Below are 20,116 nucleotides of genomic sequence, written 5' to 3'. Positions count from 1 at the left end.
GGTCAGTCCCTCTTGTTCCGGTTGGCCCGCTTGGCGCGCCGCGCCTCGGGGAGCGGGCGCCCCACGATCACGGTACGGCGCGACTCCTTGGCGGGCGCGTCCTTGGCGCGGCCACCGATGGCCCGGCGCACTCCGTAGCCGAACGCGGCCACCTTGACCAGCGGGCCGCCGAAGGTGGAGGCCACGGTGGAGGAGAGCGCCGACGCGTTCGACGTGACTTCCTGGACGTCCGAGGCGATCGAGTCGACACGGTCGATCTGGGTCTGCGCGGAGCGCACCGCGGCGGAGGCGTCGGCGAGCAGCGGGACGGCCTGTTCGGTCACGTCCGCGACCAGCTTCGTGGTCGCCCTGAGCGTCTGGGCCAGCCTCACGAGCGCCACCGCGAGGAAGGAGACCAGGATCGCCCAGAAGACAGCCACCAGAATCCCGGCAACCTCTCCACCGGACACTTGGCACCGCTCCCTAGCTCGGTACGAAAGCTCTGTACGAACGCACAGCTTCTGAACATCAAAAAGTCGTCCCCCGAGCCTATCGCGCCCGACCGCGCGGTCCGTACCGCATTCGCGTCCGGAGCGGTGGACATTCGGGACAGCGATTGTACGGACCGCGCACGCCTGAGTACGCTCTGTGCCCCATGCGACGCACTTCGCGCCCCACAGATGTCCCCGCCGGTCCCCCACAACCCGGCAACCTCCCCCACGAACTCAATCGTTTCGTCGGCCGCGGCGCCGAACTCACGGCGCTGACGGCGGCGCTGGAGTCGGGCCGCCTGGTCACGGTCACCGGAGTCGGTGGTGTCGGCAAGTCCCGCTTCGCCGCCCACGCCGCCGCCCGGGTCCCGCGCTCCCTGTGTCCCGACGGGGTGTGGCGGGTGGAGCTGGCGACCGTGCGGCTGCCGGAGCTCGTCGAGTACACGCTCGCCGAGGCCCTCGGCCTCACCGACCACACCACCCGCGCGCCGCGCCAGGTGCTGGTGGACCACCTCGCCGAGCGCCGGCTCGTCCTCGTGCTCGACGGCTTCGAACACCTCGTCGAGGCGTGCGCCTCCCTCATACGGGACCTGCTGCGCGCGGCGCCGGGTCTCCGGGTGATCGCGGTGGGCCGCAGACCGCTCACCGTCGACGGGGAGCAGGTGTTCGCGCTGGCGCCGCTGACGCCGGCCGACGCGGCGGAGCTGTTCGCGGACCGGGCCACGGCGCTGCTGCCCGGGTTCCAGCTGGACGGGCGGACGCTGGTAGACGTGCTGGAGGTGTGTCGCCGCCTCGACTGTCTGCCGCTCGCGGTGGAGCTCGCGGCCGGGCGGCTGCGGGTGCTGTCGCCGCCGCAGCTGATGGAGCGGCTCGACGACCGGTTCCGGCTGTTGCGCGGTGGCGGCAGGAACGCGCTGCCGCGCCACCAGACGCTGCGCACCACGATCGGCTGGAGCCATGAACTGTGCACGCCGCAGGAGCGGTTGCTGTGGGCGCGCCTGTCGGTGTTCTCCGGCTCGTTCGACCTGGAGGCGGCGGAGTACGTGTGCGGTGGCGAGAGCCTGCCCGCGGACGACGTCGTCGACGTCCTCGACGAGCTGCTCGCGCAGTCCGTGGTCGTCCGCGAGGAGGCTCGGGGCGAGGTGCGCTACCGGATGCTCGACACGGTGCGCGCGTACGGGGCCGAGTGGCTGGACAACCTGGACGACGGCCGGCGGATGCGGCGCAGGCACCGCGACTGGTACATGGGCCTGGCCACCTGGTGCGAGCTGGACTGGTTCTCGCCGCGGCAGGGCGAGGTGGCGTCCCGGATCGAGGCGGAGCTGCCGAATCTGCGGGCGGCCCTCGAACACTGCCTGACCGAACCGGGCGAGACGCATCTGGGCCAGTACCTGGCGGGCACGCTCTGGTTCTACTGGGCGGGCTGCGGGCGGCTCTCCGAGGGGCGGCACTGGCTGGACCGCAGCGTCGGCCTTGACGTCGAGTTCGACGACGGCGACGTCTGCCCCGGGCTCGTCGACGAGGGCTTGGAGTACGGGGCCTCGCGCCTCAAGGCGCTGTGGGTGCTCAGCTACGTCGCGATCCTGCAGGGCGACACGGTGCCCGCGCTCGCCGCGCTGCAGGAGTGCCGCGAGGAGGCGGAGCGGGCCGGCGACGCCACGGCGCTCGCGTACGCGGTGCACCGCACCGGGTGCCTGGCCCTGGTCACCGACGACCTGCCGCGCGCCGAGGACCTGCTGCGCACCGCGCTGTCCAGTTACCGGGAGATCGGCGAGCTCAACAGCAACGTGCTGATGGGCCAGGTCGAGCTGGCGATGGCGCTCGCCTTCCAGGGCGACCTGGCGGAGGCCGTGGCGCTGTGCACGGACGTACGACAGGTGTCCGAGGACCACGGGGAGCGCTGGACCCTCGCGTACGCGCTCTATGTGCTGGCGTACGCGCAGTGGACGGAGGGTCGTTACGCGCAGGCGCGCCGGCTGCTCGACGAGTGCCTGGCCATCCACCACGAGTTCCACGATCTGCTGGGCACGGTGCTGTCGATGGAACTGCTCGCCCTGATCACGGTCGAGGAGGGGGACGCCGCCGAGGCTGCGGTGCTGCAGGGGGCGGCCGCCCGGATGTGGACCTCCGTGGGGCTGCCACTGTTCGGCTCGGCCCACTACAGCACGCCGCACAAGCGGTGCGAGACGCAGGCACGGCAGGCGCTCGACGACGCCCGGTTCGCCGAACTTGCGTGCTCGGGCGAGCAGTTGGAGCACGACGAGGCGGTGGCACGCGCACTGAGCCGCGGTCGGTGGCACCGCCCGGCCGCGACGGTCCCGCATCCGGCCCGCCCCGCGGAACCGGCCCGGGAGAAACGCGAACCCGCCGCCTCGCACACCTGGAAGGGTGGCGAGACGGCGGGATGAAACGCAGGTGAGACTACGTCCGCACTCCCGTGAGGGAGACTCCGGTGAGGGAGATCAGCGGGCGTAGTACTCGACGACGAGCTGCTCGTCGCAGATCACGGGGATCTCCTTGCGGTTCGGGTCACGGTCCAGGCGGAAGGCCAGAGCCTTCAGGTTCACCTGGAGGTAACGCGGGGTCTCGCCGTCGGGGGCGAAGCCACCCTCACGCGCGACCTGGAACAGCGGCTTGTTGCGGCTGCGCTCGCGGACCATCACGACGTCGTCGGGACGGACACGGAACGACGGCTTGTCGACCTTGCCACCGTTGACCTCGATGTGGCCGTGGCCGACCATCTGACGGGCCTGGTAGATCGTGCGGGCGATGCCCGAACGGAGAACCAGGGCGTCGAGACGACGCTCGAGCTCGATGACCAGGGCCTCGCCGGTCTTGCCTTCGGCCTTCTTCGCGCGGTCGTAGGCGCGGGCCATCTGCTTCTCGCTCAGGTCGTACTGGGCGCGCAGACGCTGCTTCTCGAGCAGACGGACCTTGTAGTCCGAGTTCTGCTTGCGGCCGCGGCCGTGCTCGCCCGGCGGGTAGGGGCGGGCCTCGAAGTACTTGACGGCCTTCGGGGTCAGCGCAATGCCGAGGGCACGCGACTTCTTGACCTTGGGGCGGGACTGGTTCGGCATGAACCAAACACCTCGTGTTTCTGATGCGAATACGGCTTCACCAGGGTTCGGGGAGGTCGCAATCCGCAGCCCGGGAAACCCCACCGCTGTCCTTGCGGACGGCAGGGCAGCCGCTCCCAGGTCTGGGCACATACGTGCAGCACGCGAGTGGCCCACCGACCGGGCCCCGGGCCCTTGCGGGCCGGGCTGGTGGTGGGCTGCCCGCGACACCTTCGACGGTGCGCGACGCTCCTGGATCTCCTGTGCCGTGCGGAGAACACACGGTTCGGGGGATCCGGCTTGATGTCCCGCTCTGGTGGTGCCGGTTTCCCTTTCGGGATCCCGGGCACGGGACACAGCACTTCGGGGCAGTCTACCGGATCAGTCGGACCCCTCGCCGCCAGGGCCCCCGAGCCGCTCGCGGACCCGCTCCACCACGTCCGCGTACCGGGCCTCCGCCCCGTAGCGCGTCGGCTGGTAGTAGCGGCGGCCCGCTATCGCGTCCGGCGCGTACTGCTGGGCGGCGATGCCGCCGGGCACGTCGTGCGGATACACGTAGCCCTGCGCGTGGCCCAGCTTGGCGGCGCCCTTGTAGTGCCCGTCGCGCAGGTGCGGCGGCACGGGTCCTGCCAGGCCCTTGCGTACGTCCTCCATGGCGGCGCCGATCGCCGTCGTGGCCGCGTTCGACTTCGGGGCCAGGGCGAGGGCGATCGTCGCGTGGCTCAGGGTGAGCGCCGCCTCCGGGAAGCCGATCATCGCGACGGCCTGGGCGGCGGCGACGGCGGTCGGCAGCGCCGTCGGATCCGCGAGGCCGATGTCCTCGCTCGCGGAGATCATCAGGCGACGGGCGATGAAGCGGGGGTCCTCACCGGCCTCGATCATGCGGGCCAGATAGTGCAGCGCCGCGTCCACGTCCGAGCCGCGGATGGACTTGATGAGGGCGCTCGCCACGTCGTAGTGCTGGTCCCCGTCCCGGTCGTAGGTCACCGCCGCGCGGTTCACCGACTCCTCGACGCTTTCGAGGGTGATGGTCTCCTCGCCCTTGGCGATGGCCGCTCCGGCCGCCGCCTCCAGGGCGGTCAGCGCACGCCGGGCGTCGCCGCCGGCCACCCGCAGGATGTGCTCCTCGGCGTCCTCCGCGAGCGTCACCGCGCCGCCGAGACCGCGCTCCTCGGTGAGCGCACGCGCGAGCAGTCCGCGCAGGTCGTCGTCGGTGAGCGATTCGAGGGTGAGCAGCAGGGAGCGGGACAGCAGCGGGGAGATCACCGAGAAGTACGGGTTCTCCGTGGTCGCCGCGATCAGCGTCACCCAGCGGTTCTCCACGGCGGGCAGCAGCGAGTCCTGCTGGGCCTTGCTGAAGCGGTGGATCTCGTCGAGGAAGAGAACCGTGTCCTTGCCGTGGGCGCCCAGCGCGCGGCGGGCGCCCTCGATGACGGCGCGCACTTCCTTGACGCCCGCGGTGATCGCGGACAGCTCCACGAACCGCTTGTTCGTCGCCTTGGACACCACGTACGCGAGCGTGGTCTTGCCGATGCCGGGCGGGCCCCAGAGGATCACCGAGGAGGCGCCCGCGGGTCCTGACCCGCCGTCGCCGACCAGTCGGCGCAGCGGCGAGCCCTGCTTGAGCAGGTGCTGCTGGCCGACGACCTCGTCGAGGACGCGCGGGCGCATCCGGACGGCCAGGGGGCTCGCGGACGGGTCCTTCTCCTGGCGCTCTTCGGCTGCGGCGGTGAACAGGTCGGCTTCCACGATCAAAACCCTAAGTCACGCCACTGACAACGCCGCGGGCACGGGCCCCTCAGGCCCAGAGCGAGGAGCCCCAGCGCGTGAAGATCAGCACGGCGATGACCCCGATGTGCAGCACCGGCAGCGCCCAGGTGAAGTCCTCGAAGAACGTCCTGACCGGGCGCGGCGCCGGCAGGAAGCCGTTGCGGATGTTGGACGACGTGACGTACCAGAACATCAGGATCGTGGCGACCCAGGCCAGGCAGCACCACAGGCACAGCGCGTTGATCCGGTACAGGGACTGGAACTGCAGCCAGGTCACGAATCCGACGCCGAAGAGGCAGCCGAAGTTGAAGGTCAGCCAGTACCAGCGCGGGAATCTCGCATTGGCCAGCAGGCTCATGCCGACGCCGATCACGATGGCGTAGGTGACGAGGCCGAGCCACGGGTTCGGGAAGCCGAACGCCGTCGCCTGCTCGCTCTTCATGATGTTGCCGCAGGAGATGACCGGGTTCAGGGAGCAGCCCGGCGTGAAGTTCGGGTCCTCGGCCAGCTTGAGCTTGTCGAGCGTGATGATCCACGAGGCGAGCAGTCCGGCCGCCCCGGTGATCACCAGGAGCAGCCCGAAGGCTCGGCTGCCGCCGACGGAGCGCGGTGCGGGATCGGCTCCGGTGTCACGGGAGACGGTGTCGCTTGCTGTGGTCGTCTTGCTCATCACGCCGATCCGTAGGTGAGTACGCGAGTGGGTGTGCTGCGGTCGCCCTCATTCTGCCGCACCGGCCCCTGTGTCCACCGTTCGTTGGGCATAAGCATGTACGCCCTCGGGGGCGAAAATGTTCGAGGCCCCGGAAGCGTGTTCCGGGGCCTCGAACATCAGGTGTGCAAAATCTGCCTACTTCAGCTTCGCGGTGAGCACGTTCACGATCTCGTCGACCGCGACGGCGTCCTGCTCGCCCGACTCCATGTCCTTGAGCTGCACGACGCCCTCGGCCAGGTCCCGCTCACCGGCGACGAGCGTGAACCGCGCGCCCGACCGGTTGGCATTCTTCATGGCGCCCTTGAGGCCCTTGCCGCCGAACGAGAAGTCCGCCGAAATCCCGGCCTTGCGCAGCTCGGTCACCTTGGCGAACAGCACGCGCCGCGCCTCGTCGCCGAGCGGCACCGCGAACACGCTGGTGCTGGACGGGAGTTGGAGCGCGACGCCCTCCGCCTCCAGAGCCAGGACCGTACGGTCCACGCCGAGCGCCCAGCCGACCGACGGCAGCGAGGGGCCGCCGATCATCTCGGACAGGCCGTCGTAGCGGCCGCCGCCGCCGACCGCGGACTGCGAGCCGAGTCCGTCGTGGACGAACTCGAAGGTCGTACGGGTGTAGTAGTCGAGACCGCGGACCAGCTTCTCGTCGTCCTCGAAGGCGACGCCCTCGGCGGTCAGCAGCTCGCGCACCTGCTCGTGGTACGCCTTGCACGCGTCGCACAGGTAGTCGCGCAGCAGCGGCGCGTCCGTGAGCTGCTTCTGCACGTCGGGCCGCTTGTCGTCGAGGACGCGCAGCGGGTTGATGTCGGCGCGGCGCAGCGTGTCCTCGTCGAGGTCGAGGCCGCGCAGGAACGTCTGGAGCGCCTCCCGGTAGACGGGACGGCACTCCTTGTCGCCGAGCGAGTTGAGCAGGATGCGGAAGTTGCGCAGGCCGAGCGAGCGGTACGCCTGGTCGGCCAGGATGATCAACTCGGCGTCCAGGGCCGGGTCCTCGGCACCGATCGCCTCGGCGCCCACCTGGGAGAAGTGCCGGTAACGGCCCTTCTGGGGGCGCTCGTAGCGGTAGTACGAGCCCGAGTACCAGAGCTTGACCGGGAGGTTGCCCGCCTTGTGGAGGTTGGCCTCCAGGGCGGCACGCAGCACGGACGCGGTGCCCTCGGGGCGCAGCGCGAGCCTGTCGCCGCCCTTGGTCTCGAAGGCGTACATCTCCTTGGTGACGATGTCCGTGGACTCGCCGACACCGCGCGCGAAGAGCTCGACGTTCTCGAAGCCGGGCGTCTCGATGTAGCCGTAGCCGGAGTTCCGCAGCGGGGCGGAGATCGCCTCGCGGACCGCGAGATACGTCGCGGAGTCCGGCGGAAGCAGGTCGTACGTGCCCTTGGGGGCCTGGAAGGTACTCACGGGAGGTTTCTCGTCACATTCCTCGTCGGGGAGCCTCGGTGGAGGATCCCTGGCCGGCGGCCACCTGCCGCAGATACGGGTTGGTGGCGCGCTCCTGGCCGATGGTCGTCTGGGAGCCGTGTCCGGACAGCACCACGGTCGAGTCGTCGAGCGGCAGGCACACACGGCCCAGCGATTCGAGCATGTCGTCCATGGAGCCACCGGGAAGGTCGGTGCGTCCGATGGAGCCGGCGAAGAGCAGATCGCCCGAGAAGAAGACGGACGGGATGTCCGCCGCCTCGGGCATCTGGAAGGTCACCGACCCCTTGGTATGGCCCGGCGCGTGCGCGACGCCGAAGTCGAGCCCGGCGAGCTTCAGCCGCGCGCCGTCGGACAGCTCCCGCACGTCGTCCGGCTCCCCCACGGACAGCTCGCCCATCAGCGGCATGCCGATGGAGCGGCCGATGCCCTTCTCCGGGTCGCTCATCATGTAGCGGTCCTCGGGGTGGATCCAGGCCGGGACGTCGTGCGCCCCGCAGACCGGGACGACCGAGGCGACATGGTCGATGTGCCCGTGCGTGAGGACGACCGCCACCGGCTTGAGGCGGTGCTTCTTGAGCGCTTCCTCGACTCCCTGAGCGGCCTGGTGGCCGGGGTCGATGATCACGCACTCCTCACCCGCGGCGGGGGCAACCAGATAACAGTTGGTGCCCCAGGCCCCGGCGGGGAACCCGGCAATCAGCACGTTCGTCCTTCGTGTGTCGTCGAAACGGAATGCGGCGGATCAGAGCCTACCGGCGCGGCCGATTCCACAGCGAACCCATATACGGTACGGGGCACCAGCAGGGGCCCATGAAGGTCACGAGACGTACGAGGAGAAGACCCGGTGGTCACCAAGGATCAGCGGCAGCGTCAGCTCGCCCGGGAGAAGTTCCTCCGCCAGCAGCAGCGGCGCGAGTCCGCTCGACGCAAGGCACGCACCCGCAACACCGTGATCGCCGCCGTGCTCGCGGTGGCCGTCCTCGGCACGGGCGGCGCGTACGCCGCCGGGGCCTTCAGCGGTGACAGTGCGAAGGACACCTCGGGCGCGAAGCCCAGCCCGTCGCCCTCGGCGAGCAAGAAGGCGTCCGAACCCAAGATGGCGATCGACAAGAAGGCCAAGTACGACATGGCCTTCAAGACGAGCGCCGGTGACATCACCGTCGCCATGGACGCGGCGAAGACCCCGCACACCGTGAACTCGTTCAAGCACCTCGCGGACAAGGGCTTCTTCGACGGTACGAAGTGCCACCGCCTCACCACCAAGGGCATCTACGTCCTGCAGTGCGGCGACCCGGAGGGCACCGGCGCGGGCGGCCCCGGCTACACGGTCCCCGACGAGAACCTGGGCGGGCTCGGCAAGCCGGCCAAGGACGGCTCGGTGACCTACAAGGCGGGCACGGTCGCGATGGCGAACACCGGGCAGCCCGACTCCGGCGGCAGCCAGTTCTTCCTCGTCTACAAGGACAGCAAGCTGACGCCTACGTACACGCCCGTCGGCACGATGGACGCGAAGGGCCTCAAGGTCGTCCAGGGCGTCGCGGCGAAGGGCGTCACCGGCGGCTCGGAGGACGGGGCGCCGAAGGAGGCCGTCAAGGTCAGCAAGGCGACGGTCACCAAGAAGTGAGGCCAAAGGGCCACCCCACGCGCGTGTAGGCACGGAATTGAGCCGCGCTGAGTGCGGACAGTGGGGTGGCCGGTCGCCTAGATTGGCTTCGAGCGGCGCGGATTCGAGCCGCGTTGTGGAGGGCGGGCCGGGCCCGCCAGGAAACTGTGGACGATGCCCCGGGGCGGGACGCCCCGCGCAGGCATCATGTGGAGGAGGCGCTGTGAGCAGCGACCCGTGGGGCCGCGTCGATGAGACGGGGACCGTGTACGTGCGTACGGCCGACGGCAGCGAGCGAGAGGTCGGTTCGTGGAAGGCGGGGTCTCCTGACGAGGCCCTGGCCTACTTCAAGCGCAAGTACGACGGCCTGGTCGTCGAGATCGGGCTCCTCGAACGCCGGGTGAAGACGACCGACCTGTCGGCCAAGGACGCCATGACGGCGATCGAGCACCTGCGCGAGCAGGTCACGGACGCCCACGCGATCGGCGACCTGGAAGCGCTCGGCAAGCGGCTCGACAAGCTGGTGGAGAGCGTCGAGGCCCGCCGCGAGGAGCGCAAGGTCCAGAAGGCCAAGCAGTCCGACGAGGCGCGGCACTCCAAGGAGGCGCTGGTCGTCGAGGCGGAGGAGCTGGCCCAGTCCGAGCAGTGGCGGGCGGCCGGCGAGCGGCTGCGTGCGCTGGTGGACACCTGGAAGGGTCTGCCGCGCCTCGACCGCAAGTCGGACGACGAGCTGTGGCACCGCTTCTCGCACGCCCGCTCGGCGTTCTCCAAGCGCCGCAAGGCCCACTTCGCGTCGCTGGACGCGCAGCGCGAGGACGCCCGCAAGACCAAGGAGAAGCTGGTCGCGGAGGCCGAGTCGCTGTCGAACTCGACGGACTGGGGCGCCACGGCGGCCCGCTACCGCGACCTGATGTCGGACTGGAAGGCCGCGGGGCGCGCGCAGCGCGAGCACGAGGACGACCTGTGGAACCGCTTCCGCGGCGCCCAGGACGTCTTCTTCGCGGCCCGCAGCTCGGTGTTCGCCGAGCGCGACGCCGAGCAGGGCGAGAACCTCAAGCACAAGGAGGCGCTCGCCGACGAGGCCGAGAAGCTGCTGCCGATCGAGGACCTGAAGTCGGCGCGCGCCGCGTTCCGCTCGATCAACGAGCGGTGGGAGGCCATCGGTCACGTACCGCGGGACGCCCGCCCGAAGGTCGAGGGCCGGATGCACACCGTGGAGCGTGCCCTCCAGGAGTCCGAGGAAGCGGAGTGGCGCCGTACGAACCCGGAGGCGCGTGCCCGTGCGGAGGGCCTTACCGGCCAGCTGCAGGCGGCGGTCGACAAGCTGAGCGGGCAGGTCGAGCAGGCGCGGGCGCAGGGCAACAACGCGAAGGCGGACAAGCTCCAGAAGGAGCTTGACGGGCGCCAGGCGTTGTTGGACCAGGCGGTCAAGGGGTTGCACGAGTTCGGAGGCTGAGCCTCCACTGCGGCCGGAACGTGGACGGCCCCCGAGCACTGTGCTCGGGGGCCGTTCCCATGCCACGGGGCTCTGCCCCGGACCCCGCTGCTCAATCGCCGCAGGGGCTTGATTTGCTCACCCGGCCGCAGGGCTTGAATTGCCCCCTCCGGCCACAGGTCTGGATTTACGGCCGCCGCGCCGACGTCACCCGGTACACGTCGTACACGCCCTCGACTCCGCGGACCGCCTTGAGGACGTGGCCCAGGTGCTTCGGGTCGCCCATTTCGAACGTGAAGCGGGATGTGGCCACCCGGTCGCGGGACGTCTGTACCGCCGCGGACAGGATGTTCACGTGCTGGTCCGACAGGACCCGGGTCACGTCGGACAGGAGCCGCGAGCGGTCGAGGGCCTCGACCTGTATGGCGACCAGGAAGACGGACGACTGCGTGGGCGCCCACTCGACCTCGAGGATGCGCTCCGGCTCGCGGGACAGCGAGTCCACGTTGACGCAGTCGCTGCGGTGAACCGATACGCCGCTGCCGCGCGTGACGAAGCCGATGATCGGGTCACCGGGCACCGGCGTGCAGCAGCGCGCCAGCTTCACCCAGACGTCGTCGACGCCCTTGACCACGACGCCCGGGTCGGCGTTCGAGCGGCGCTTGGAACGGCCGCGCGAGGGCGGTGCGCTCTCCGCGATGTCCTCGTTGGCCGCCTCCTCGCCGCCGAGGGCCTGCACGAGCTTCTGCACGACGGACTGCGCCGTGACGTGGCCCTCGCCTATGGCGGCGTACAGGGACGAGATGTCCGGGTAGCGCATCTCGTGCGCGAGCGTCACGAGCGAGTCGCCGGTGAGAATCCGCTGGATCGGCAGGTTCTGCTTGCGCATGGCGCGCGCGATGGCGTCCTTGCCCTGCTCGATGGCCTCCTCGCGGCGCTCCTTGGAGAACCAGGCCCGGATCTTGTTGCGCGCACGCGGCGACTTCACGAAGCCGAGCCAGTCGCGGGACGGGCCCGCGCCCTGCGCCTTGGAGGTGAAGACCTCCACCAGGTCGCCGTTGTCCAGCGTGGATTCGAGGGGCACGAGGCGTCCGTTGACGCGTGCTCCTATGGTCCGGTGGCCGACCTCCGTGTGTACCGCGTACGAGAAGTCCACCGGCGTCGCCCCGGCCGGGAGCGCTATGACGTCGCCCTTCGGCGTGAAGACGAAGACCTCGTTGCGCGAGAGGTCGAAGCGGAGCGACTCCAGGAACTCCCCGGGATCCTCCGTCTCCTTCTGCCAGTCGAGCAACTGGCGCAGCCACGCCATGTCGTTGAGGTGATCGTCCTTGCCGCCCTTGCCGGACGACTTGGGCGCGTCGGTGCGCACCTTGGAGGCGCCTGCGACGGCCTCCTGCTTGTACTTCCAGTGCGCGGCGATGCCGTACTCGGCGCGGCGGTGCATGTCGAACGTACGGATCTGGAGCTCGACGGGCTTGCCGTTGGGGCCGATGACCGTCGTGTGCAGCGACTGGTACATGTTGAACTTGGGCATCGCGATGTAGTCCTTGAACCGCCCCGGAACCGGGTTCCAGCGGGCGTGGACCGTGCCCAGTGCCGCGTAGCAGTCGCGGACCGTGTCGACGAGGACGCGGATGCCCACCAGGTCGTAGATCTCCGCGAAGTCACGGCCGCGGACGATCATCTTCTGGTAGACGCTGTAGTAGTGCTTCGGGCGGCCTGTGACGGTCGCCTTGATGCGGGCCGCGCGCAGGTCCGACTGCACCTCGTCGGTCACTATGGCCAGGTACTCGTCGCGCTTGGGCGCGCGCTCGGCCACGAGCCGCACGATCTCGTCGTACATCTTGGGGTAGAGGATCGCGAAGGCGAGGTCCTCCAGCTCCCACTTGATGGTGTTCATGCCCAGGCGGTGCGCCAGCGGAGCGTAGATCTCCAGCGTCTCGCGGGCCTTCTTCTCCTGCTTCTCGCGCTTGAGGTAGCGCATGGTGCGCATGTTGTGCAGGCGGTCGGCGAGCTTGATGACGAGGACACGCGGGTCCTTGGCCATCGCGACGACCATCTTGCGCACGGTCTCGGCCTGCGCGGCCTCGCCGAACTTGACCTTGTCCAGCTTGGTCACGCCGTCGACCAGCAGCGCCACCTGGTCGCCGAAGTCGCGCTTGAGGGTGTCCAGGCCGTACTCGGTGTCCTCGACCGTGTCGTGCAGCAGGCCCGCCATCAGCGTCGCCGGGTCCATGCCGAGCTCGGCGAGGATCGTCGTCACGGCGAGCGGGTGCGTGATGTACGGGTCGCCGCTCTTGCGCTTCTGGCCGCGGTGCCAGCGCTCGGCGACCTGGTAGGCGCGCTCGACCTGGCGCAGCGTGGACGTCTCGATCTTCGGGTCGTTGCTGCGCACTATCCGCAGCAGCGGCTCCAGGACCGGGTTGTACGGGTTCGAGCGCTGCACGCCGAGGCGGGCCAGGCGGGCGCGGACGCGGTTGGAGGAGCCGGAGCGCGCGGCCGGCTGGTTCGAGGCCGCGCGGATCGCCGGCGGGGATGTGGGGCGCGGCTGGTTGGTAGGGGGCTTGGTGCGCGGCTGCTCCGCCGCCGTGCCGCTCGGCGGCGCAGGCTTCGCCGTCTTCGCGTCCTTCTCGGGCGTGCGGGAAGGAGCCGCGGCGGCAGTGGCCTGTTCGTCATGCGTGGCGGCGGAAAGTGGCTTGGCCTCGTCTGGCAACGGCGCTCCTCGTGCGCGACGGGTCCCCCGTTCAGGTCCCGGAGAGCCCATGGTATCGATCCGGCGTCCTCGGCTCGCCCCGGGCCGAGGTGACGCCTTCGTACTGGTGAAACACCAGAGGCGGGCACCGGATTCCTCCGGGCCCGCCGCCAAGGCTGTGAACTGCGGCTTTACACCACGAGCAGGGCGTCGAGCGGCGCGCCCCGAAGCGCGGATTCGAGTCGCGCGCGGCCCGGCAGAAAACCCAGCTCCATGAGGACGGCGCAGCCCGCGACCTCGGCGCCGGCACGGCGGATCAGGTGCACCGCGGCCTCGGCGGTGCCGCCGGTGGCCAGCACGTCGTCGATCACCATGACGCGGTCGTCGGAGCCGAGGTCCTCGGCGTGCACCTCGATCTCGGCGGAGCCGTACTCCAGGTCGTACGACTGCGCGAGCGTCGCACCGGGGAGCTTGCCCGCCTTGCGTACGGGGATGAAGCCGAGGCCCGCGCGGATCGCGACGGGGGCGCCCAGGATGAAGCCGCGCGCCTCCAGGCCGACGATCTTCGTGGCCCCGTTGCGGACACAGAGCTCGGCGAGCGTGTCGGTGAGGGCCGTGAAGGCCGCCGGGTCCGCGAGCAGCGGGGTGATGTCCTTGAACAGGACGCCGGGCTCCGGATAGTCCTGCACATCGCGGATGCGGCTGAGGAGCAGCTCCTTGATGTCGGTCATTTCTGCACCTCAGCGAGTATGTGAAGAGTTTTTCCTGGAGGTTCGACCGCTTTGCGGCGACCGCCAACCCTAGCAGTCGCCGCTGTGCGGAAACGCCAAGGGCGCCAGGGCCTCGAAGGCTCCTGGCGCCCTTGTGACGACCGTGAAGGTCCGGGTCAGCGGCGCTTGCCCGAGGGTCGGCCGCGGCCGCGGTTGCGGGCCGGCTGGTTGCGCGGACCCGCGGCGGCGGGGCCGGCGCCCGCGGGGGCGGCGTCCTGCGGCTCCTCGGCTTCCGTGTCCAGACCGCCGTCGGCCTGGTGGCCCACGACGGGCGACTCGGCCTTCGCCGCGGCGGCGGCCCGCTTGGCGAGCACCCGCTTCTTGAGCGCCTTCATCTTCGGGTCGCGCTCCTTGAGGTCGGCGACCAGCGGAGTGGCGATGAAGATCGACGAGTACGCACCGGCGGCGAGGCCCACGAAGAGCGACAGCGAGATGTCGTTCAGCATGCCCGCGCCGAGGAAGCCGCCGCCGATGAACAGCAGACCGCCGACCGGGAGGAGCGCCACGACCGTGGTGTTGATCGAGCGGACCAGGGTGCTGTTGATCGACCGGTTGGCGACCTCGCTGTACGTCCAGCGGGTCTGCTTCTCGAGACCCTTCGTCTGTTCCTTGAGCGAGTCGAAGACGACGACCGTGTCATAGAGCGAATAACCAAGGATGGTCAACAGACCGATCACCGTGCCCTGGGTGACCTCGAAGCCCACCAGCGCGTAGATCCCGACGGTGATCGTGATGTCGTGGATGAGCGCGACGAGTGCCGCGAGCGCCATCCGCCACTCGAAGGCGATCGCCAGATAGATCACGACCAGGACCATGAAGATGGCCAGGCCCTGCCATGCCTTGTTGGCGATCGAGGCGCCCCAGCTGGGGCCCACCAGGTCGGCGTTGATGTCGTCGGCCTTGATGTCCATGTCCTTGGACAGCTCGGCCTTGATCTGGTCCGACTTGGCGGTGTCGACGCCCGCGACCTGGATGCGCAGACCGCCCGAGCCGAGCTCCTGGACGAGCGCCTCGTGGCCGGAGGCCTCCGTGGCGTACTCCTCGGCCTTCTGGGCCGAGACGCTGGTCTTGGGCGTCGTGAAGATCGCGCCGCCCTCGAACTCGATGCCCATGTTCAGGCCGCGCACCGTCAGGCCGAGGATGGCCGTGATGGTGATCAGGATCGAGACGCCGTACCAGATCTTGCGCTTCCCGATGAAGTCGTACCCGACATCACCGCGATACAGCTTGGCGCCGAGATTGCCCAGCTTCGACATCTCACGCCTCCTTCGGGTCGACAGGGCGGGTGGCGCGGCGGGTGCGACGCAGCGGGGGCTGCACGCCGAGGCGCTTCGGGTCGAGGCCGGACCACTTGTGCCCGCTCGTGAAGAACTTGGTGCGTGCCAGGAGCGTCATCAGCGGCTTCGTGAAGAGGAAGACCACGACGATGTCGAGCAGGGTGGTCAGGCCGAGCGTGAACGCGAAGCCCTGCACCTTGCCGACGGTCACGATGTAGAGCACCGCGGCCGCGAGGAACGACACGAAGTCGGAGACCAGGATCGTGCGCCGGGCCCGCGGCCAGGCGCGCTCCACGGCGGGACGCACGGTGCGTCCCTCTCTGATCTCGTCCCGGATCCGCTCGAAGTACACGATGAACGAGTCCGCGGTGATACCGATGGCCACGATGGCACCACAGACGGCCGGCAGGTTCAGCGCGAAGCCGATGGCCGGGCCGAGCAGCGTCATGAGGGTGTACGTGAGGATGCCGGAGGTCAGCAGCGAGGCCAGGGCGACGAGCGACAGGCCGCGGTAGTAGACCACCAGGTAGATGATGACCAGCGCGAGGCCGATGGCGCCCGCGATCAGACCGGCGTTGAGCTGCTCACCGCCGAGCGCGGCGGTCACCGAGGTGACGCTCTGCTCGTGGAAGGTCAGCGGCAGGGCGCCGTAGGACAGCACGTTCGCGAGGTCCTGGGCGGACTCCTGGGTGAAGGAGCCGGAGATCTCGGCGTTCTGGCTCAGGGTGGAGCTGACGCTGGGGGCGGAGACCACGTCGCCGTCGAGCACGATGGCGAACTGGTTCATCGGCGACTGCTGGCTCTTGAGCTTGCTGGTCGTCGCGGCGAACTTCTTCGAGCCCGTGCCCGTGAACTCCATGTTCACGACCCACTGGCCGTTCTGCTGGTTGATGGTCGCCTGGGACTTCTTGACGTCCTTGCCGCCCACCTCGGACGGGCCGAGGACGTACTTCTGCCACTGCCCCTGGCTCTGACCGCAGGCAATGATCGGGTCGGAGGACTTCGCGCCCTCGTTGATCTTGGTGCGGGCGGCCTTGTCCGTGCAGTCGAGCTGCATGAACTTCTTCTGCAGCGCGGCGGTCGCCGGGTCGGTGCTGGCGCTCGGGGTGGCCTGCGCGTCGTCGCCGGTCTTCGCGGAGGCGCTCGGCGTCGCGTCGGCCTTGAGGCTGTCGGTGACGGCGCGGCCCTGCGTCGTGGCGCTCGGGGTCGGCGTGGCCGTCGACTTGTCGGTCGCCTTGTCCGAGCCGGTGGCCTTGTCGGTCGCCTTGCCACCCGTAGAGGCGCTCGGGGACGGGGTGGCCGACTTGTCACCCTTGCCGGCCGGCTGGCCGGAGGTCATCGTGAGCACCGGACGGAAGTAGAGCTGCGCGGTCGTACCGACCTGCTCGCGAGCCTGCTTCTCGTTCGTCCCTCGCGGGATGTTGACGATGATGTTGCTCTTGCCCTGCGTCTGGACCTCGGCCTCGGAGACACCCATGCCGTTGACACGGCGGTTGATGATGTCCGCCGCCGTGTCCATGTTGGTCTTGTTGATCGCGTTGGGCTTGCCCGGCTCGTTCTTGGCCTCCAGCGTGATGCTGGTGCCGCCCGCGAGGTCGATGCCAAGGCGCGGGGTGAACGTGCCGGAGGCGAACATCCCCCCGACGAGCGCGACCATGATGATCACGATCAGGCCCAGGGCGCGCCCCGGCTTCGACGGGGCACCTGCCCCTCGGCTCTTCTTAGGTGTGGCCACCTTCTCGTACTCCCTCTCCATCCGCCCGGCATCGGGGTTGGGTGCCCGGACGGCCATGAAATGGTCGAGAGTCCGCGCGGGTCACGCACGAACAGGAACCGCGGGGCACATCGAGCGGACGCCCCACGGTTCCGGCCGTACTACTTCGCGTCGGACTCGCCGTCGGTCTTCTTCACCTCGACGTCGTCGGCCTTCTCGGCCTTCTCGGCCGGCTCGGCCTTCTCGGCCTCGACGTCCTCGGCGGCCTCGTCCTTCTTGCCGAGGTCGATGCGCGAGTCGTCAGCGTCGGTCTCGGTGAGGGAGGACGCGTCGTCCGGCACGACGGCGTCATTGGTCAGCTCGTCATCACCAACGACTTCCTCGCCGTGGACGATGCGGTTGTACTCGTCATCGGTGAGCACGGCACCGATGGCGTTCTTCGCGAACATGAGGTGGACCCCGGGGCCGGCGTCGAGGAGGACCGCGTCGTCGTGGACCTCCTTGACCGTGGCGTACATGCCCCCGATCGTGCGGACGCCGGAACCGGGCTGCATCTCATTGCGCATGTCCGCGGCTTGCTTCTGCTTCTTCTTGGCAGACCGGGTCATCAGGAACATGGCCCCGATGAGCACAATGAACGGGAGGAGGGTCACAGGACTCACGGGTAGGAACTTCCTTCATTCGGCCGCGTCGAGATGCGGCCGCATCGATGATGGGGTATTACGCCGCTGTAAAGGCGACGTCGGCGGAGTCTAAGCGAGTCCGCACTGTGGGAACAACGCTCAGCATGGCACCGGGGTTCCAGCCCCGGCGAGCACGCGCGCCGTCATGCCCCGAAGAGGTCTTGTTGTCCGCCTGCCCCAGGTCTCCCTTGGGGTGCGGTGAGTCCGAGATGGGCCCACGCGGCGGGAGTCGCCACGCGCCCCCGGGGGGTGCGCGCCAGGAGTCCCTCTCTGACGAGGAAGGGCTCGGCGACCTCTTCCACCGTCTCACGCTCCTCCCCCACGGCGACGGCGAGTGTCGAAAGTCCCACGGGCCCACCACTGAACAGCTTGAGCAGGGCTTCAAGCACGGCGCGGTCCAGGCGGTCGAGGCCGCGGCCGTCCACCTCGTAGACGCCGAGGGCCGCGGACGCGATGTCCCTGTTGATCTGTCCGTCCGCCTTGACCTGCGCATAGTCGCGGACGCGGCGCAGCAGGCGGTTGGCGATACGGGGCGTGCCGCGGGAGCGACCGGCGATCTCGGCGGCGCCCGCTGTGTCGATCTCCACATCGAGGAGGCTTGCCGAGCGGTGGATCACTCGCTCGAGTTCCGGTGGCCCGTAGAACTCCATGTGCGCGGTGAAGCCGAAGCGGTCGCGCAGCGGCGGCGGCAGCAGCCCCGCGCGCGTGGTCGCGCCGACGAGGGTGAAGGGCGGCAGCTCCAGCGGGATGGCGGTGGCGCCCGGGCCCTTGCCAACGATGACGTCGACCCGGAAGTCCTCCATCGCCATGTAGAGCATTTCCTCGGCGGGCCGCGACATCCGGTGGATCTCGTCGAGGAAGAGGACCTCGCCCTCCTGGAGCGAGGAGAGGATCGCCGCGAGGTCGCCCGCGTGCTGGATCGCGGGGCCGGAGGTGATGCGGATCGGGGCGCCCATCTCGGCCGCGATGATCATGGAGAGGGTGGTCTTGCCGAGGCCGGGGGCGCCGGAGAGCAGGACGTGGTCGGCGGTGGCGCCGCGCGCGCGGGCGGCGCGCAGGACCAGGTCGAGCTGCTCCCTGACCTTCTCCTGGCCGATGAACTCGCCCAGGTCCTTGGGGCGCAGGGCCGCCTCTACGGCCTGGTCCTCATGGTCGGCCGACGCACCGACGAGCCGGTCGGCCTGCGGCGTCGCGGCGTCTTCGGCGGTCTCGTCCCAGTTCATGTGTGGTGCCTCGCGTTACGGATTGGGAGGGGCGGTCGGCTTCGGATGCCCGGTCGGGGCGGCGGGGCTAACGGGTGCGGTTGAGACTCTGCAGGGCCGCCTTCAGGAGCTGGCCGACCTGCGGCGTGCCCTCCGCGGCCTCGGCCTGCGGGGCGACCGCGTCGACCGCCTCGTCGGCCTCGCGGGTCGCGTAGCCGAGGCCGATGAGCGCGGCGTGCAGCTGCTCGCGCCAGCCGCTGTTGACTGCCTTGCCGATGGCCGGGCCGCCCGTGCCGAGGGGCTCGCCGAGCCGGTCCTTCAGCTCCAGGAGCAGCTTCTGGGCGCCCTTCTTACCGATACCGGGGACGGCCGTGAGCGACTTCTCGTCACCTGTGGAGACGGCTCTGCGCAGCGCGTCCGGGCTGTGCACGGCGAGCATCGCCTGCGCCAGGCGCGGGCCGACGCCGCTCGCCGTCTGCAGCAGCTCGAACGTCTGCTTCTCGTCGTCGTCCGCGAAGCCGTAGAGCGTGAGCGAGTCCTCGCGCACGACGAGGGAGGTGGCGAGCTTGGCCTGCTGGCCGATACGCAGCGTGGACAGCGTGTTCGGCGTGCACTGGAGGGCCATACCGACACCGCCCACCTCGACCACCGCGGCGTCGGGGGCGAGGGCGGCGACGGGGCCGCTGACGAAGGCGATCATGCGGTACGGCCTTTCGGTGCGTGAGAAGCGCGGGTGGCTCGGGGGGTCCTGGGCGCCTGGGCCGCGTGCTGTGCCACGGCCTGCTGGAGTCGGTTCTGCGCGGGGGCCCGCCAGATGTGACAGATGGCGAGGGCGAGGGCGTCGGCGGCGTCGGCAGGCTTGGGCGGGGCGTCGAGCCTCAGCAGGCGCGTCACCATGGCGCCCACCTGTGCCTTGTCGGCACGGCCCGTGCCGGTGACGGCGGCCTTGACCTCGCTGGGCGTGTGCAGCGCCACGGGGATGCCGCGGCGCGAGGCGCACAGCATGGCGACGGCGCTTGCCTGGGCGGTGCCCATCACCGTACTGACGTTGTGCTGGCTGAACACCCGCTCCACGGCGAGGACTTCGGGCCGGTGCTCGTCGAGCCACTGCTCGATGCCCTGCTCGATGGCGACGAGGCGGTGCCCCAACTCGGCGTCCGCGGGCGTCCGTACGACACCGACGCCGCGCATCGTCAGCGGCCGTCCCGCGATCCCCTCGACCACGCCGACACCGCACCGGGTGAGACCCGGGTCCACCCCGAGAACACGCACGCCTGCCCCCAACCTTCGATCGCCTGTTTGTGCAGGCTATC

General features: G+C 69.9%; 17 protein-coding genes. 3 read left to right on the top strand and 14 right to left on the bottom strand.

Annotation, left to right across the window (positions count from 1 at the left end; translation table 11 throughout):
* Positions 1–2: 2 nt before the first annotated feature.
* Positions 3–449 (bottom strand): DUF948 domain-containing protein, encoded by a 447-nt coding sequence (locus OG746_RS34210; RefSeq protein ID WP_266721777.1) that lies wholly within the window; start codon positions 447–449, stop codon positions 3–5.
* Positions 450–634: 185 nt separating this feature from the next.
* On the opposite strand from OG746_RS34210, the gene OG746_RS34205 reads away from it, so the two are divergent.
* Positions 635–2,878 carry an ATP-binding protein gene (locus OG746_RS34205; RefSeq protein WP_266721775.1) on the top strand — a complete coding sequence of 748 codons (2,244 nt, stop codon included), beginning with the start codon at positions 635–637 and terminating at the stop codon, positions 2,876–2,878.
* Positions 2,879–2,932: 54 nt separating this feature from the next.
* Here OG746_RS34205 and rpsD read toward each other — a convergent pair whose 3' ends face one another.
* From rpsD to OG746_RS34180, 5 genes are all read right to left on the bottom strand, one after another.
* Positions 2,933–3,547, bottom strand: coding sequence for a 30S ribosomal protein S4 (rpsD, locus tag OG746_RS34200; RefSeq protein ID WP_266721773.1), 615 nt, complete (start codon positions 3,545–3,547; stop codon positions 2,933–2,935).
* 360 nt (positions 3,548–3,907) lie between these two features.
* Positions 3,908–5,275, bottom strand: coding sequence for a replication-associated recombination protein A (locus OG746_RS34195; protein WP_266721771.1), 1,368 nt, complete (start codon positions 5,273–5,275; stop codon positions 3,908–3,910).
* Between the two features lie 49 nt (positions 5,276–5,324).
* On the bottom strand, positions 5,325–5,966 hold the full coding sequence (locus OG746_RS34190) for a vitamin K epoxide reductase family protein (RefSeq protein ID WP_266721769.1): 642 nt from the start codon (positions 5,964–5,966) through the stop codon (positions 5,325–5,327).
* Between the two features lie 177 nt (positions 5,967–6,143).
* The gene (gene hisS / locus OG746_RS34185; protein ID WP_266721767.1) at positions 6,144–7,406 is read right to left on the bottom strand and encodes a histidine--tRNA ligase; all 1,263 of its coding nucleotides are present in this window, start codon (positions 7,404–7,406) and stop codon (positions 6,144–6,146) included.
* A gap of 13 nt (positions 7,407–7,419) precedes the next feature.
* Complete coding sequence (locus tag OG746_RS34180; protein WP_266721765.1) at positions 7,420–8,130, bottom strand: MBL fold metallo-hydrolase; 711 nt, start codon at positions 8,128–8,130, stop codon at positions 7,420–7,422.
* Between the two features lie 141 nt (positions 8,131–8,271).
* On the opposite strand from OG746_RS34180, the gene OG746_RS34175 reads away from it, so the two are divergent.
* The gene (locus tag OG746_RS34175; protein ID WP_266721763.1) at positions 8,272–9,051 is read left to right on the top strand and encodes a peptidylprolyl isomerase; all 780 of its coding nucleotides are present in this window, start codon (positions 8,272–8,274) and stop codon (positions 9,049–9,051) included.
* A gap of 202 nt (positions 9,052–9,253) precedes the next feature.
* Complete coding sequence (locus OG746_RS34170) at positions 9,254–10,486, top strand: DUF349 domain-containing protein (protein WP_266721761.1); 1,233 nt, start codon at positions 9,254–9,256, stop codon at positions 10,484–10,486.
* A 166-nt stretch (positions 10,487–10,652) separates the two neighbouring features.
* Here OG746_RS34170 and OG746_RS34165 read toward each other — a convergent pair whose 3' ends face one another.
* From OG746_RS34165 to ruvC, 8 genes are all read right to left on the bottom strand, one after another.
* A complete protein-coding gene (locus OG746_RS34165; protein WP_266721760.1) occupies positions 10,653–13,178 on the bottom strand; it encodes a RelA/SpoT family protein in 2,526 nt (841 codons plus the stop codon).
* A 170-nt stretch (positions 13,179–13,348) separates the two neighbouring features.
* Positions 13,349–13,888, bottom strand: coding sequence for an adenine phosphoribosyltransferase (locus tag OG746_RS34160; protein ID WP_266721759.1), 540 nt, complete (start codon positions 13,886–13,888; stop codon positions 13,349–13,351).
* Positions 13,889–14,043: 155 nt separating this feature from the next.
* Positions 14,044–15,183 carry a protein translocase subunit SecF gene (gene secF, locus OG746_RS34155; RefSeq protein ID WP_266721757.1) on the bottom strand — a complete coding sequence of 380 codons (1,140 nt, stop codon included), beginning with the start codon at positions 15,181–15,183 and terminating at the stop codon, positions 14,044–14,046.
* A 1-nt stretch (position 15,184) separates the two neighbouring features.
* Positions 15,185–16,939: a protein translocase subunit SecD gene (gene secD, locus OG746_RS34150; protein WP_266725610.1), complete on the bottom strand. Its 1,755-nt coding sequence runs from the start codon at positions 16,937–16,939 to the stop codon at positions 15,185–15,187.
* A 140-nt stretch (positions 16,940–17,079) separates the two neighbouring features.
* The gene (gene yajC / locus OG746_RS34145) at positions 17,080–17,580 is read right to left on the bottom strand and encodes a preprotein translocase subunit YajC (RefSeq protein WP_266721755.1); all 501 of its coding nucleotides are present in this window, start codon (positions 17,578–17,580) and stop codon (positions 17,080–17,082) included.
* 164 nt (positions 17,581–17,744) lie between these two features.
* Positions 17,745–18,824 carry a Holliday junction branch migration DNA helicase RuvB gene (ruvB, locus tag OG746_RS34140; protein ID WP_266721753.1) on the bottom strand — a complete coding sequence of 360 codons (1,080 nt, stop codon included), beginning with the start codon at positions 18,822–18,824 and terminating at the stop codon, positions 17,745–17,747.
* 67 nt (positions 18,825–18,891) lie between these two features.
* A complete protein-coding gene (gene ruvA / locus OG746_RS34135; protein WP_266721751.1) occupies positions 18,892–19,503 on the bottom strand; it encodes a Holliday junction branch migration protein RuvA in 612 nt (203 codons plus the stop codon).
* Positions 19,500–20,075 carry a crossover junction endodeoxyribonuclease RuvC gene (gene ruvC / locus OG746_RS34130; protein ID WP_266721749.1) on the bottom strand — a complete coding sequence of 192 codons (576 nt, stop codon included), beginning with the start codon at positions 20,073–20,075 and terminating at the stop codon, positions 19,500–19,502. Before ruvC ends, ruvA begins: the two co-directional genes overlap by 4 nt.
* Positions 20,076–20,116 lie beyond the last annotated feature (41 nt).

This window comes from Streptomyces sp. NBC_01016 (assembly GCF_026341035.1).
Lineage (GTDB): Bacteria > Actinomycetota > Actinomycetes > Streptomycetales > Streptomycetaceae > Streptomyces.
The sequence above is the reverse complement of the archived record's forward strand: the minus strand, read 5'-3'. Positions and strand labels throughout refer to the sequence as shown.

Excerpts from the sequence above, each read along its gene's own strand:
- OG746_RS34205 (WP_266721775.1), top strand. The coding sequence starts at position 635 with ATGCGACGCACTTCGCGCCCCACAGATGTCCCCGCCGGTCCCCCACAA.
- rpsD (WP_266721773.1), bottom strand. The coding sequence starts at position 3,547 with ATGCCGAACCAGTCCCGCCCCAAGGTCAAGAAGTCGCGTGCCCTCGGC.
- OG746_RS34190 (WP_266721769.1), bottom strand. The coding sequence starts at position 5,966 with ATGAGCAAGACGACCACAGCAAGCGACACCGTCTCCCGTGACACCGGA.
- OG746_RS34160 (WP_266721759.1), bottom strand. The coding sequence starts at position 13,888 with ATGACCGACATCAAGGAGCTGCTCCTCAGCCGCATCCGCGATGTGCAG.
- secF (WP_266721757.1), bottom strand. The coding sequence starts at position 15,183 with ATGTCGAAGCTGGGCAATCTCGGCGCCAAGCTGTATCGCGGTGATGTC.
- ruvB (WP_266721753.1), bottom strand. The coding sequence starts at position 18,824 with ATGAACTGGGACGAGACCGCCGAAGACGCCGCGACGCCGCAGGCCGAC.
- ruvA (WP_266721751.1), bottom strand. The coding sequence starts at position 19,503 with ATGATCGCCTTCGTCAGCGGCCCCGTCGCCGCCCTCGCCCCCGACGCC.